11 protein-coding genes are annotated in these 14,613 nt (G+C 63.3%); 4 read left to right on the top strand and 7 right to left on the bottom strand.

What is annotated here, in order from left to right; genetic code table 11:
- Positions 1–210: 210 nt before the first annotated feature.
- The gene (gene trmL / locus B7O88_RS11445) at positions 211–675 is read left to right on the top strand and encodes a tRNA (uridine(34)/cytosine(34)/5-carboxymethylaminomethyluridine(34)-2'-O)-methyltransferase TrmL (RefSeq protein WP_088276077.1); all 465 of its coding nucleotides are present in this window, start codon (positions 211–213) and stop codon (positions 673–675) included.
- A gap of 210 nt (positions 676–885) precedes the next feature.
- Here the strand turns inward: trmL and B7O88_RS11440 are convergent, their stop codons facing one another.
- Positions 886–1,863, bottom strand: a complete 978-nt coding sequence (locus B7O88_RS11440; protein ID WP_088276076.1) for an NADPH:quinone oxidoreductase family protein — start codon at positions 1,861–1,863, stop codon at positions 886–888.
- 173 nt (positions 1,864–2,036) lie between these two features.
- Here B7O88_RS11440 and B7O88_RS11435 point away from each other — a divergent pair, with 173 nt between their 5' ends.
- Positions 2,037–2,441 (top strand): flagellar basal body-associated FliL family protein, encoded by a 405-nt coding sequence (locus tag B7O88_RS11435; protein WP_088276075.1) that lies wholly within the window; start codon positions 2,037–2,039, stop codon positions 2,439–2,441.
- Positions 2,442–2,469: 28 nt separating this feature from the next.
- On the opposite strand, the gene gshA is transcribed toward B7O88_RS11435, so the two are convergent.
- The 3 genes from gshA to B7O88_RS11420 all read right to left on the bottom strand — a co-directional run bounded on the left by gshA (position 2,470) and on the right by B7O88_RS11420 (position 6,864).
- Positions 2,470–4,047, bottom strand: a complete 1,578-nt coding sequence (gene gshA, locus B7O88_RS11430) for a glutamate--cysteine ligase (protein WP_088276074.1) — start codon at positions 4,045–4,047, stop codon at positions 2,470–2,472.
- 77 nt (positions 4,048–4,124) lie between these two features.
- Positions 4,125–4,529: a PaaI family thioesterase gene (locus tag B7O88_RS11425; protein ID WP_088276073.1), complete on the bottom strand. Its 405-nt coding sequence runs from the start codon at positions 4,527–4,529 to the stop codon at positions 4,125–4,127.
- A 4-nt stretch (positions 4,530–4,533) separates the two neighbouring features.
- Positions 4,534–6,864: a Tex family protein gene (locus B7O88_RS11420; RefSeq protein WP_088276072.1), complete on the bottom strand. Its 2,331-nt coding sequence runs from the start codon at positions 6,862–6,864 to the stop codon at positions 4,534–4,536.
- A gap of 193 nt (positions 6,865–7,057) precedes the next feature.
- Here B7O88_RS11420 and ompR point away from each other — a divergent pair, with 193 nt between their 5' ends.
- Both ompR and B7O88_RS11410 read left to right on the top strand, forming a co-directional pair.
- On the top strand, positions 7,058–7,780 hold the full coding sequence (ompR, locus tag B7O88_RS11415) for an osmolarity response regulator transcription factor OmpR (RefSeq protein WP_088276071.1): 723 nt from the start codon (positions 7,058–7,060) through the stop codon (positions 7,778–7,780).
- 68 nt (positions 7,781–7,848) lie between these two features.
- Positions 7,849–9,084, top strand: a complete 1,236-nt coding sequence (locus B7O88_RS11410; RefSeq protein ID WP_088276153.1) for an ATP-binding protein — start codon at positions 7,849–7,851, stop codon at positions 9,082–9,084.
- 10 nt (positions 9,085–9,094) lie between these two features.
- Here B7O88_RS11410 and B7O88_RS11405 read toward each other — a convergent pair whose 3' ends face one another.
- The 3 genes from B7O88_RS11405 to B7O88_RS11395 form a co-directional block, all read right to left on the bottom strand.
- Positions 9,095–9,571, bottom strand: coding sequence for a chemotaxis protein CheW (locus tag B7O88_RS11405; protein WP_088276069.1), 477 nt, complete (start codon positions 9,569–9,571; stop codon positions 9,095–9,097).
- A 34-nt stretch (positions 9,572–9,605) separates the two neighbouring features.
- The gene (locus B7O88_RS11400; protein ID WP_088276068.1) at positions 9,606–10,571 is read right to left on the bottom strand and encodes a chemotaxis protein CheB; all 966 of its coding nucleotides are present in this window, start codon (positions 10,569–10,571) and stop codon (positions 9,606–9,608) included.
- Positions 10,564–14,613: hybrid sensor histidine kinase/response regulator (locus B7O88_RS11395; protein ID WP_216359008.1), on the bottom strand; the 4,050-nt coding region annotated here is incomplete at its 5' end. The genes B7O88_RS11400 and B7O88_RS11395, both read right to left, overlap by 8 nt.

The following is a 14,613-nucleotide window of genomic DNA, read 5'->3' as shown; positions in this document are numbered from 1 at the left end:
CTTCAGCCTTCAGCCTTCAGCCTTCAGCCTTCAGCCTTCAGCCTTCAGCCTTCAGCCTTCAGCCTTCAGCCTTCAGCCTTCAGCCTTCAGCCCCCAGACTAACACCAACGCTCGCAGCAACACGGACTGCTTGCCGCTTGAAGCTTGAAGCTTGAAGCTTGAAGCTTGAACCGGGTAGCCTACCGCTCCGCCCTTGCATAGCCGCCAGCCATGTTCCATATCGCCCTGCTCGAACCCGAAATCCCGCCGAACACCGGCAACATCATCCGCCTGTGCGCCAATACCGGCTGCCAGTTGCACCTGATAGAGCCGCTCGGTTTTGAGCTGGATGACAAGCGCCTGCGTCGCGCCGGGCTGGATTATCACGAATTCGCTGCCGTACGCAGTTACCCGGATCTGACCAGTTGTCTGGAACAGGTGCAGCCGAACCGGGTGTTCGCCCTGAGCACCAAAGGCACCCGCTGGTTCAGTGAGCCCGAGTATCAGGCGGGCGACCTGTTCCTGTTCGGGCCGGAGAGCCGCGGCCTGCCGGCAGAGATACGCGAATCCCTGCCAGCCGATCAGGTACTGCGCATCCCGATGCAGGCCAACAGCCGCAGCCTGAACCTCTCGAATAGCGCCGCGATCCTGATCTACGAAGCCTGGCGCCAGCAGGGGTACGACGGCGCGCTGTGAGCGCGCCCAGCCGCAAGCCGCTCAGTGTGTCCCTGACACTGATGCTGCCAAATGATATTTACCGGTTAGAGTGCCCTCGCGGCCCATGAAAAAACCCGCGCGATTCAGCACCGCACGGGTTTTTCTTGTAGCTTGCCGCTTGCCGCTTGCCGCTTGTGGCTTATTGCTTGCGGCTTGTGGCTTCCCGCCAGGGCCAGCCTGCGGCTGGCGTCAGCGGGTCTTGACCACCACCTTGCCTACCGCCTGACGGGTGCTGAGAATGTTCAGCGCGGCTTCGTACTCGTTCAGCTCGAAGGTCTTGGAAACCAGCGGCTTGAGCTTTCCTTCGCTGTACCAGCGGAACATTTCCTGGAAGTTTTCCAGATTGACCTGCGGCTCGCGGGCAGCAAAGGCACCCCAGAACACACCCACGATGGACGAGCCTTTGAGCAGCGCCAGGTTGACCGGAAACTCCGGAATACGGCCGCTGGCGAAGCCAACAACCAGCAGACGGCCTTTCCAGTTGATGCAGCGCACCGCTTCGTCGAACAGGTCACCACCGACCGGATCATAGATCACGTCGGCGCCCTGGCCGTTGGTCAGCTCCTTGACCGCATCCTTGAGGCTGACTTCACTGTAGTTGATCAGCTCGTCGGCACCAGCCGCCTTGGCGACTTCCAGCTTTTCAGCACTGGAGGCTGCAGCAATGACGCGCGCGCCCATCGCCTTGCCCAGTTCAACCGCAGCCAGACCCACACCACCGGAGGCGCCCAGTACCAGCAGGGTCTCGCCCGGTTTCAGCTCCCCGCGCTGCTTCAGCGCGTGCATGGAAGTACCATAGGTCATGCTGAAACCGGCGGCGGTGACAAAGTCCATGTCAGCGGGCATCGGCAGTACGCGCATCGCATCGGTTGCCACCTTCTCGGCAAAGCTGCCAAAGCCGGTCAGGCCCATCACACGATCGCCGACTTTCAGGTGTTTGACGTTCTCGCCAACGCTGGCAACCACGCCAGCCGCTTCGCCACCCGGAGAGAACGGAAACGGCGGCTTGACCTGGTACTTGCCTTCGATGATCAGGGTGTCAGGGAAGTTGACGCCGGCAGCATGGATGTCGATGACGACTTCGTTTTTCTTGGCAACCGGATCGGCGGTCTCTTCCAGCACCAGACTGCTGGCAGGACCGTAGGCTTTGCACAGTACCGCTTTCATTGTTGTCTCCTTGGCTAAAGCTGAACATTGACCACAGTCTAGTCGCGAACCGGGCCACAGGGTCAATCACCATGCCCCGAGGTGATAGGTACGCATAAGACCGAAGACACGGGCATTTGGCGCAGAACGGCGGCTCAGCTATCCTGTGCGGACTTTCATGGAGTTTCAACCCGATGCCTTGCAAACCGCTGTATGCCCTGCTGCTGGCCCTGACGCTGACAGCTACCCCGGCCCTGGCCGAAGAAGACGCCGCCGCACCGACCGCCCAATACGTCGAACTCAAGCCGTCGTTTGTCGGCACCCTGGGAGGCGGCCCGAAGATTCAGTACCTCAAGGCCGACGTCGCGCTGCGCACCAACGACGCCGCGGCAGTGGAGCGCATCCACTACCATGATGCGCTGATCCGCAACGCACTGGTGTTTCTGTTCAGCGAACAGCTGCCGGAAAACCTGGGCACGCTGGAAGGCAAGGAAGCCCTGCGGGCCAGTGCGCTCGCCGTTGTGCAATCGGTGCTGGAAGAGGAAGAAGGTGCACCGCTGGTTGACGACCTGCTGTTCACCAACCTGATCGTGCAGTGACGGCAGCAGGGGCTTGCGCCCCTGTGTCTCAGGCCTGCTGGCTCAGATAACGATCCACAAAGGTATCGAAGTCAACATCGTCGGCCGCCTCAATCGCAGCCTGATCGGCCAGTGACGCAGCCGCTTCGGCGGCCAGCCGCGCCTGCGCTTCGGCGTCCAGCGGGCGATTGCGGAAGTAGGCATCGTGCTCTTGCGACTGCGCCAGGGCGAAACGGAAGAAACTGTCGCCCTGCTCGGCAATCGCCGCAAGCACCCGGGCCGAGGGCGTCAGGGAAGAGTCCCTGAGCTTGGCACGCTGGATCGCCAGCGCCTCTGCAAACACAGAGCCACCCTGGGCCTGATCAAACAGCGCGGCGCATCCGGCAATCTCGTCGAGCAGCGCTTCACCCCATTCAGTCAGACTGCGCTCACGACCGTTGTCGTTCAGCATCAGGCCTGGCTCACGCCCCCGCTTGACCGCCAGACTGAAATTGTTGGCAGCGTGCTCACATTCGCTGTCACTCAGCTGCGGGCTATCGCTGATAGCACAGTACAGCAGGAAGCTGTCGAGGAAGCGGGCCGTCGCCGGCTCGATTCCGAGCGGCACGAAGGGGTCGATATCCAGGCAGCGCACCTCGATGTACTCGACTCCGCGCTCACGCAGGGCATGCACCGGCTTCTCGCCGCTGTTGGCGACCCGCTTGGGACGGATCGGGCTGTAGAACTCGTTTTCGATCTGCAGCAGATTGGTATTGAGCTGCTGCCACTGGCCGCTGGCGTCGTGGGTACCCAGCGCCGCATAGGGGGCGTAAGGCAGGCTGATCGCGTCCAGCATGCTGCTGATGTAGTTATCGAGGCTGTTGTAGCAGACGTTCAGGCCGGACTGGGCGTTATTGTTATAGCCCAGATCACTCATCCGCAGACTGGTTGCCCAGGGCAGGTAAAGGCTTTGCTCGCCGAGCGGCTGCAGGCGATGGTCGCGCCCCTGCAGGAAACTGGCACACACCGCCGGAGAGGCGCCGAACAGGTACATCAGCAACCAGGCGTAGCGGCGGAAATTGCGGATCAGCGCAAAGTAACGCTCGGACTGATAGTCCTGCGCGCTGCGGGTGTCGCCCTCCTGCGCCTGCAAAACCTGCCACAGCTGCGGCGGCAGCGAGAAGTTGTAGTGAATGCCGGCGATGCACTGCATGGCCTTGCCGTAACGCACCGCCAGCCCGCGCCGGTAGACGTATTTCAGGGTGCCAACGTTGGAGGTGCCATACCAGGCGATCGGAATTTCCTCGTCGGTAGCTGGCAGACGACAGGGCATGGACTCGGTCCACAGACGCTCCTCGCCCAGAGCGCTGTAGGTAAAGCGGTGGATTTCGTCCAGCTGGCCGAACAGCTCGTCGATTTGCCGGCTGACCGGAGTGATCAGTTCCAGCAGCGCTTCGGAGTAATCGGTCGTGATCCGTGGATGAGTCAGCGCCGAGCCCAGCGCCGGCGGATGCGGCGTCTGCGCCAGCGTCCCGTCGGCGGAGATGCGCAGACTTTCCTTTTCGATACCGTGCTGACATTCGCTCAGCAACAAGCGGTTCGCGGGTGTCGCCAGCAGGGCGAGGCGTTCACGGAGCAGTGGTGACAAGGCGTCACTCCTCAGGCAATGGATCGACGCATGTCGTCGATCCGTTTGATCAGTATAGAAAGGCCACCGGGGCTCGCTCAGATACGGGCGAAGGTGCCCAGGCACTTGGCTACCAGCACGCCATCCTGCCACACCTCGCCGTCCACGACGATGGTGCGCGTACCGGCGTGCATCACCTTGCCGGTGCATTCCAGCACACCACCGGTGACTGCTCGGGTGTAGTTGATCTTGCACTCGATGGTGGCGGTGCTTTCATGCGGCTCCAGCACGCTGAACGCCGAGGCGCCCATCGCCGAGTCCAGCAGGGTAAACACCACACCGCCATGCACCCGGCCGGTGGAATTGAAGTGCTTGTCGTCGATCGGCAGGCGCAGGGTGCACAGCCCGCGCTCGATGGCTGCAAACTCGATGCCCACCAGGGCGGTGAAAGCGCTGCTGCGCTCGGCAGCAAAGGCGGCCAATGCCGGATGCAATTCGCTCATGGGATCATTTCTTCTTCAGGTTCTTGGCATTGGCAAACAGGTTGGCGAAGGTGCCGCCCGCGTCGGCCGGGCGGGTATTGTTGCCGCCGCCATTGCCGCGCGGCGCACTCTGCCGGCCCCGATTGCGCTCACCTGGCTGCTGACGCTCACCGGCAGGCTGAGGCTTGTCGTCCAGACGCATGGTCAGGCTGATGCGCTGGCGCGGGATATCCACCTCGAGCACCTTGACCTTGACGATATCACCGGCCTTGACCACGTCACGCGGGTCCTTGACGAACTGGTGCGAGAGCATGGAGATATGCACCAGACCGTCCTGATGCACGCCGATATCGACGAAGGCACCGAAGTTGGCGACGTTGGTAACCGCCCCTTCCAGCGTCATGCCCGGCTTGAGGTCCTTCAGGCTCTCGACCCCTTCCTGAAATTCGGCCGCCTTGAACTCGGGGCGCGGATCGCGACCGGGCTTGTCCAGCTCGCGCAGGATGTCGGTAATGGTCGGGATACCGAAGTGTTCGTCAGTGTAACGCGCCGGCTCAAGCTTGCGCAGAAACGCCGAGTCGCCGATCAGACCCCGGACATCGCGGCCGGTCTGCTCGGCGATCCGCTCGACCAGCGGATAGGCCTCCGGGTGGACCGCCGAGGCATCCAGCGGGTTATCGCCGTTCATCACACGCAAAAAGCCGGCGGCCTGTTCGAAGGTTTTCTCGCCGAGGCGGCTGACCTTGAGGAGCTCGCGACGGTTGCGGAAAGCACCGTGGCTGTCGCGGTAATCGACGATGTTCTGGGCAATGCTCGGGTTCAGACCGGAGACCCGGGTCAGCAGCGCGGCAGAGGCGGTATTCAGGTCCACCCCAACGGCGTTCACACAGTCCTCGACCACCGCGTCCAGCCCGCGCGCCAGCTTCACCTGAGAGACGTCGTGCTGATACTGGCCAACACCGATCGCCTTGGGCTCGATCTTCACCAGCTCGGCCAGCGGATCCTGCAGGCGACGGGCAATGGACACCGCGCCACGATAGGTCACGTCCAGATCCGGGAACTCGCGTGCCGCCAGCTCCGACGCCGAGTACACCGACGCACCCGCCTCGGAGACCATCACCTTCTGCATCTTCTGGCCGCTGCACAGCTTGATCAGGTCGGCGGCGAGCTTGTCGGTCTCGCGCGACGCCGTGCCGTTGCCGACAGCGATCAGGTCAACCTGATGCTTAGTGCACAGCGCTGCCAGGGTTGCCAGCGAGCGGTCCCAGTCATTGCGCGGCGCATGGGGGAAGATGGTGGCGGTGTCGAGCAGCTTGCCGGTAGCATCAACGACTACCGCCTTGACCCCGGTACGCAAGCCCGGGTCGAGCCCGAGGGTAACGCGCGGGCCGGCCGGCGCCGACAGCAGCAGGTCTTTCAGGTTACTGGCGAATACGCGGATCGCCTCGTCTTCGGCGGCCTCTCGCAGCTCGCCCAGTAATTCGGTTTCCAGGTGACCGAGCAGCTTGACCCGCCAGGTCCAGCGCACCACCTCGTTGAGCCAGCGATCAGCGGCGCGTCCCTGATTGACGATGCCAACGGTCTCGGCCACCAGCGCTTCGCAGGGATGCATGGTGCCGGGTGCCGGTTCGGCGTCGCCCAGCTCCAGCGCGATGCTCAATACGCCCTCGTTGCGACCGCGCAGAATCGCCAGCGCGCGGTGGGACGGCACCTTCTTCAGCGGCTCGTCGTATTCGAAATAGTCGGCAAACTTGGCGCCCTCCTGCTCCTTGCCGGCGACCACACGGGACACCACCCGACCGTCGTCACGCAACGCGCTGCGCAGACGCTCCAGCAGGCTGGCGTTCTCGGCAAAGCGCTCCATCAAGATGTACTTGGCGCCATCCAGAGCAGCCTTGGCGTCCGCTACGCCCTTGTCGGCGTCAACATAACCTGCCGCTGTACTCTCAGGATCCAGCGTCGGATCGGCAAACAGCGCGTCAGCCAGCGGCTCCAGACCTGCCTCGATGGCGATCTGGCCCTTGGTACGGCGCTTGGGCTTGTAGGGCAGGTAAAGGTCTTCCAGCCGGGTCTTGGTGTCCGCCTCGCGAATGTCGCGCTCCAGCTCGGGGCTCAGCTTGCCCTGTTCGGCAATGCTCGACAGCACCGCAGCACGACGGTCCTCCAGTTCACGCAGATAGCGCAGGCGCTCTTCGAGGTAGCGCAACTGGGTGTCGTCCAGACTGCCGGTTACTTCCTTGCGGTAACGGGCAATAAACGGAACGCTGGCGCCCTCGTCCAGCAGGCTGACGGTAGCGGCGACCTGCTCGGGGCGAACCGCCAGTTCGCTGGCGATGCGCGAGGCGATACTCTGCATGGTAGGACACTTCCACTCTTGGCTATGACAGGGCGGGCAGTATACCCGACACAGAGGCTCTGGTCGGCCTTCATAAAGCGGCTGGATGATGGCGCCATAACAGGGTAAAAAGAAACCTCTTGTAACAATGGCCAGCCCGCAAGCTACGGGGGCTGGGTCACAATGCAGGCTCACTCACTCCAATAGGTGATACATGGCTGACGAAGGCGAAAAAATCCTGATTGTCGATGACGATGTGCGGTTGCGGCGGCTGCTCGAGCGCTTTCTCGGCGAGCAGGGATATCGCGTTCGCGCCGTGGAAGATGTGGCGCAGATGGACCGTCTGCTGGCCCGTGAAATCTACTCGCTGATCGTGCTCGATCTGATGCTGCCCGGCGAAGACGGCATGAGCGCCTGCGCACGCCTGCGGGCCGAGGGCAACACCACGCCGATCATCATGCTGACGGCCAAGGGCGATGAGACCAGCCGGATTCAGGGGCTGGAGATCGGCGCCGACGATTATCTGCCCAAGCCGTTCAATCCGCGCGAGCTGGTTGCCCGCATGAAGGCCGTGCTGCGCCGGCAGGCGCCACAGGTACCGGGCGCCCCGAGCACCGACGACGATCAGGTCACCTTTGGCGAGTTCACCCTCAATCTGGCCACCCGCGAGCTGACCCGCGGCGACGAGGTCAACATGCTGACCACCGGCGAGTTCGCCGTGCTCAAGGCGCTGGTGCGTCATCCGCGCGAGCCGCTGACCCGCGACAAGCTGATGCAGCTGGCTCGCGGCAGGGAGTGGGATGCGCTGGAACGCTCGATCGACGTGCAGATTTCCCGCCTGCGCCGCATGCTTGAGCCCGACCCGTCCAAGCCTCGCTACATCCAGACAGTTTGGGGCGTCGGCTACGTCTTTGTGCCGGACGGCAAGAATACGTGAAGGGCGGCCCCGGCTGGCATCCGCTGCTGCCACGGAGTTTTTTCGGTCGGACCATTCTGCTGGTACTGATGGTCACCCTGTTCTCGCAGATCCTCACGCTGCTCTATCTGCTGAGCAACGAGGACCTGCTGGTCGACCGTCAGTACAGTCACGGCACCGCGATGCTGGTCCGCGCCTACTGGGCCAGCGGTCCGGATGCGCGCCGCGATATCGAAGAGATGACCGGCATTCGCATCACGGTGCCAGAGCAGGTCCCGCAGGGGGAGGTGCACTGGCCCTACTCCGGCATTTTCACCCACCAGCTGCGGGACGAACTGGGCGACCAGACCGAGGTACGGGTGCAAACCCAGGACCATCCGGCGGTCTGGATCCACCAGCCGATCTATGGCAACTACTGGCTGAAGGTGCCGCTGTATGCCCATCCCCTGCGCGGCCAACGGGTCTGGCTGGTAGTCACCTGGCTGGTATTGATCGGCATGCTGTCAACAGCCGCTGCCTGGCTGCTGGTCCGTCAGCTCAACCACCCGCTGAAGATGCTTGAGCGCGCGGCCCAGCGTATCGGCCGCGGCGAGAGCGTGCGGCTGCTGGACACCAGCGCGCCAGCGGAGATTTCCGAGGTCTACCGCGCCTTCAACCAGATGTCTCAGGATGTCGAGCAGGCCAACCGCGACCGCACCATGCTGCTGGCCGGCGTGTCCCATGACCTGCGTACGCCATTGACCCGCATGCGCCTGTCGACCGAGCTGCTGTCGGATGCAGAGCCCGAACTGACCGATGGCATGATTCGCGACATTGAGGACATGGACGCCATCCTTGAACAGTTCATGAGCTACATCCGCGATGGCAGTGCCGAACCGACCGAAGAGGGCGACATAAACGAACTGATTCGCGAGGTGGTAGCGCCGCTGAACAGCAATGGCGAGGTCGTGCGACTGTGTCTGGCCGAGGTACCGCTGCTGACCTTTCGCCGACTGTCACTAAAGCGGGTGCTGATCAACCTGATCGACAATGCACTGGTGCATGGCGGCAAAGGTGTGGAGGTCTGCACCTACGTCAATCGCGTCGGCGCCCAGCGCCAGCTTACGGTCAGCGTGCTGGATCGCGGCCCCGGCGTGGAGATTCTGGAGAACGATGCGCTGTTCAGCCCATTCATCCGTGGCGATCAGGCCCGCTCGACCAAGGGGACCGGCCTGGGCCTGGCCATCGTCAAACGCATTGCCGACAGCCACGGCGCCCGCGTGCAACTGCTGAACCGCGTCGGCGGCGGCACCGAGGCGCGCCTCAGCTTCCCGTTGACCGACTGAACCCGGTCGCTCAAGCTGCCCGGCGCAGCAGCCCGGCCTGATCCAGCACCCGCTCCAGTGCCTGCAGGTCGGGAATCAGCAGGTCCTCCGGCTCGTCGCTCAGGCTCACCTGCTGCAATGTCCACTCGGTCGCACCTGCGGTCGACGTCAGGTCGGCACGCTGAAGCTTGCGCGCACGGGGAATGCCCCACACCCGCAGAGCAATGAAATGCACGCCCGGCGTACCGCCAATGGCGTTGAGAATCAGCGTCCGCGGCTGCACTTGCGGGGTTGCCGCAGCCTCGCCCATCAACAGGTCAAGATCGACCATCGGCACCGGCTGATCCCGCCATAGTGTTCGCCCGAGAAACCAGTCTGGCCCGTCGCTTGCTGCTTCGCTCAGGCGATAACCCACCAGTTCTGCTACCGCCACGTTGGGCAGCAGTAACAGCCGCTCACGCAACGGCACGATCAGACTGTTCAGTGTTTCAAGCGCATCAGACGCCATGTCCGCATTTCCTCAAGATGATCAAAGTTAGTGCTCAGCTTGCTGCCGACCATTCCCTTGCCAGCCAGCGCTCCAGCGCAGCTGCCAGTTCCTCGGGAGAGCCCTGACGGTGGCTGAAGCCGGCATCGAGAACCGCGCCCGGCATGGTCGCACAGGCAGCGCTGACGGTATCCTGGGTCCAGACCTCGCTGCCCTGCTGACGCAGACGTCCGCAGGCAGCAACACCATCCTCACCCATACCGCTGAAAATAATCGCCCCGCACGCCGGCCCGAATTGCCGGGAAACCAGATCCAGTACCGTTTCTATCGACGGCTGATAAGGGCCGGGCCAGGGCTCGTCACTGACGGCCAGGGTGCCATCCTCGGCAAAACCCAGTTGCCGGTTGATGGGCACAACCAGCACTTCGCCGGCCTGCAATCGACTGCCCGGCCGGCAGTTGAGTATTTTCCAGTCGTTCTGACGGCCAATCACCTGGGGTAGCTGCTGCTCGAATCCGGGATCAATATGCTGGGCGTAGACAAAAGCGAGCGGCAGACTCGCCGGCAGCGTGTCGAGAAAGCGCTTCACTGCTGACGGCCCACCCAGGGAGGCGCCCAGCACCCAGACGCAGATTGGGTGCGCCTCCGGGTTTGGCGTCGGTGGCGCCGCAAGCGAAGGAGCCTGCCCCTGAGCCGGCGTGCCAAGTAGCGGCTGCAGCTTGCCATACAACCGGCATTGCCAACGCGGATAGTCCTCGCAATCAGCGGCAGGAATCTCGCCAGCACCCAGCAACACCGGCACATCGCTGTGCTCGAGCAGCCATTCGGTAAGCGGCGACTCATCCGCCAGCTCCAGCAGCCAGGCATCGACCTTGATTTGGGCCAGATCCTCGGGCTGCAGCGAAGCAGGGTCCTCGGCAGACACAATGCGGTAGCCGAAGGTACTCAGCACCTGTACCAGTTGCTGACGCTGGCCCGCATCACAGGCCAGCAGCGCGATCCCGGGTGCCTGCTCAGTCACCACTCTCTACCAGTTGATCGATCACCTCGAGCAGCTGGGACTCCTGATACGGCTTGCCCAGATAGACATTCACGCCGATGCCGAGCGCCCTTTCACGGTGCTTCTCGCCGGTACGTGAGGTGATCATCACGATTGGCAGCTTCTCCAGGCGTGGGTCGTGGCGTACCAGTGTGGCCACCTCGAAGCCGTCCATGCGCGGCATCTCGATGTCCAGCAGCATGATGTCGGGGGTGATGTCCTGGAGCTTGGCAATGGCCTCGACCCCGTCTTTGGCGGTAACCACTTCCATGCCATTACGCTCGAGCAGACGGCTGGTCACCTTGCGCACGGTAATCGAATCGTCGACGACCATCACCAGAGTCGGCCGTTCCTCTTCATACTCGCCAACCAGCGCGGCACGCTCGGCGGCAAGCTGCAGTTGGGCCTGCTGCGCCTGCTGGGCACGAATCACCGCCAGCAGATCAAGGATCACCACCACGCGGCCGTCACCCAGAATGGTCGCACCGGAAATACCCGGTACCACGGCAAACTGCTTGCCGAGGTTCTTCACCACGATCTCACGCGAGCCGGCCAGCGCGTCCACCTGAACCGCAACGCTGTGCTCGGCACCGCGGACCAGAATCACCGGCAAGGGCAGGCTGTGACCGGACAGCTTGGGCTGCTGCCCGGTCACCAGCAGGTCACCCAGATAGCGCAGATCATAGGTTTTGCCGGCATACTCGAACGGTGGTGCATCCGGCGCGTAGTACGCCTCCAGCTCGTAACCGGAGACCCGCACAATACCCTCGATGGTGTTAAGCGGAATGGCGTAGAGATCTTCGCCGGAATAGACCATCAGCGCCCGGTTGACCGACACGGTAAACGGCAGACGGATGGTGAAGGTCGAGCCGTTGCCCGGCTCGGTGGTCAGCGTCATGCTTCCGCCAAGCTGCTTGACCTCGGCGTTGACCACATCCATGCCCACGCCGCGGCCGGAAATCTGGGTCACCTTCTCTGCCGTGGAGAAGCCCGCCTCAAGGATGTACTGCAGCACTTCCTGATCGGTCAGCTCGGTGTCGGCATCCATCAGCCCGCGCTCGATGGCCTTGCGGCGCACCGCTTCGAGATTGATACCGGCGCCGTCATCCTGCAGGGTCAGCACAATCTCGCCGCCCTCACGTTGCAGGTCCAGACGGATTCGGCCCTCACGCGCCTTGCCCACAGCCTCACGCTGCGCGGGCGCTTCAATACCGTGATCCACTGCGTTGCGCAGCATGTGTTCGAGCGGCCCGATCATGCGCTCCAGAACACTGCGATCCATTTCGCCTTCGGCGTTGCCAATGACAATATCGACCTGCTTGCCCAGCTCGCTGGCAACCTGACGCACCACCCGGCGCAAACGCGGCACCAGCCGCTCGAACGGCACCATGCGGGTGCGCATCAGACCTTCCTGCAGCTCGGTATTGACCCGCGCCTGCTGCAGCAGCAGGGTTTCGGCGTCGCGACTGCGGGTGGCCAGAGTTTCCTTCAGGTCGAGCAAGTCGGACGCGGACTCGAACAGCGAGCGCGACAGCTGCTGGAGCTGGGAATACTGGTCCATTTCCAGCGGGTCGAAGTCCTCATAGCCAGGCCCCATCTGATCCTGGTGGCGCGACAGAATCTGCGCCTGGGTCTCCATGTCCAGACGGCGCAGCTGATCACGTACCCGGTCGATGGTGCTTTCCACGTCTTCGAGGATCTGCCCAACGTCGGTGACCTGCTGCTCGATACGGCCGCGGAAGATGGAGGTTTCACCCGCCAGGTTGACCAGTTCCTCCAGCAGCGCAGCAGAAACCTTGACACTTTCCTGCGCAGCCGCGCGCTTGCCGCTGTCGGCGCTTGTCGGGCCTGAAGACTCCATCGCCTGCTTCAGGACTGCGTTAACCTCGGCGAGCGACATACCTTCTGCGGGCGCTGCCGGAGCATCGAGCTGGGGCGCGGATGCAACGGGCGACGTCATCGGTGAACTTGCTGGCGCTGATGCAGGCAAAGACGCCAGCTCCTCCGCCTCGGGAGCAAGGTCTGCAACGGCACCATGCAGAGCAGCCAGTTCGGATGCCTGCGCTGAGCCATCTATCAGCGCCCCTTCCAGGCGCTTGGCCTGCTCGGCCAGGGCATGCTGACCCGCCAGGCGCGCACTGCCCTTGAGGGTCTGCACACGATGCAGCAGATTCGCCGCAGCGGCGGCGTCGTTATCCTTCGCCGCAAACAACTCGTCGCAGGGAGCCAAAAGCTCGCGGGCTTCCTCGACAAACATGCCGAGCATGCCCTGCATCGGCGATGCAACAGGCGACTCCAGCGGCCTTTGCTCCGGCTGCGGGCTGGCCACCGCCTCGTTATCCGGCAGGGTCGGTACGGTATTCGGATTCTTGCGGAAACCATTGATCGCAGCGATCAGCGCTGCGCCATCACTGATCGGCCTGGACGCAACCACGCCCTCAATCATCTCGGCGAGGGCATCATGGCAGGCGTGCAGCAACGCAATCAGACCATCGCTGGGCTCATAGCGCTGGTCGCACAGACCTTCGTAGACAAACTCCATTTCATGGGCCAGATCGCCTACCGGGCGAATCTCGGCCATACGCGCACCGCCCTTGAGGGTATGCAGATCACGCTGCAATGCTTCCACTGCCAGCGTGTTGCCGGGGTCGGCAATCCACTGCTGCAAGCTGGCTGCGGCGCTGTCGATGATTTCCTGCGCTTCCTCGAGGAAGATATCAACCAGTTCGGCATCGGTACCCGCTTCACTCAGGCTCCAGCTGCCGCCTGCCGGAGCCGCCGGCGCGGACGCCGAGGCCGTGGCCGGCTGTTCGGCCAGCGCCCCGGGGATCAATACCTGCAGCGCGCGCAGCTCGGCATCAGCCGGCAACAGGTGCTGATGGGCAGCAACCTGGTCCATCATGCTGATCAGCCGCTCGTGGGCAGCAGCCAGCGCGTCCAGAACCACCTCGTCCAGCGCCAGCGTGCCGGCCTCAAGCCGCTCGTGTACCTGCTCAAGGGTATCGGCCAGACGCTCAAGTGGCGCCAGCTCGACCTCCGCTGCCACCTCGGCCAGGGCACGCAGGCTGGCAGCCAGCTCGCCGCTGTCGAATTCCGGCGTGCTGCCGGCAGAGCGCATGTTGAGATCGTCACTGACGTCGAGCAACAGATCGATGCCCTCAGTCAGGAAAATCGACATCAGATCCGCACCGGCCGCCCGATCCAGATCGGTGCGGCCGCTGTCACGGGCACTCAGGCCCTGCTCGCGTAGTTGCTCGATCCGCTGCAGGAAGGCATCGGTACCAGACAACGGTGCCTGCGGCGCCTGCACCAGTTGCTCAAGCCCGGCCTCGAACAGGGTCACGGCATCGCCCAGCAGTTCGACCAGCGCCTGATCGGCCGGCACCAGGTTGGCCTTGAAGTCCTTGGTCAGTTTTTCCAGCGGCGTAGCCAACAGAGCAATCGGTTGAATGCCTGCCATGTGGGCACTGCCCTTGAGTGTATGCAGGGCACGCTGCAATGCATCGCTCAACGCGCGCGGCGTGCCGTATTCGTGGCACTCACGCAGGTAGGCGTTGATCTGATCGATATGGTTACGGGTTTCGTTGCGGAAGATATCCAGCAGCACCGGATCCATGCCGCCAGTTGCTTCGTGTTCCGGCTCAGGCTCCGAAGCCACAACGCCCAGTCCGTCACTGTCAGCTGCGTTCGACCAGACAGGAGCCTCTTCATCCCCGGCCGACTCGGCGATGGCGGCGACGGACTCGTCCGGCTGGATCTCATTCGTCAGCTCGACTGCCTCGCGATCGCCTGGTTCGGAGACGACTCGCGGTGCCTCGTCAAGGCTGGAGGTGTACTCGGCGTCATCCAACACCGGCTCATCATCAAGCGAGGCCAAGGCGTCGTCTTCCGGCGCTGCGGACTCTTCAAGCTCCGGCAGTTCGAACTCGCTCAGATCGACCAGCTCAATGGCTTCGGCTTCGGCTTCGGCTTCGGCTTCGGCTTCGGCTTCGGCTTCGGCTTCGGCTTCGGCTTCGGCTTCGGC

This window comes from Halopseudomonas aestusnigri, from assembly GCF_002197985.1.
Classification (GTDB): domain Bacteria; phylum Pseudomonadota; class Gammaproteobacteria; order Pseudomonadales; family Pseudomonadaceae; genus Halopseudomonas; species Halopseudomonas aestusnigri.
Note: the sequence above shows the minus strand (reverse complement) of the source record. Positions and strands in the feature narration are given on the sequence as shown.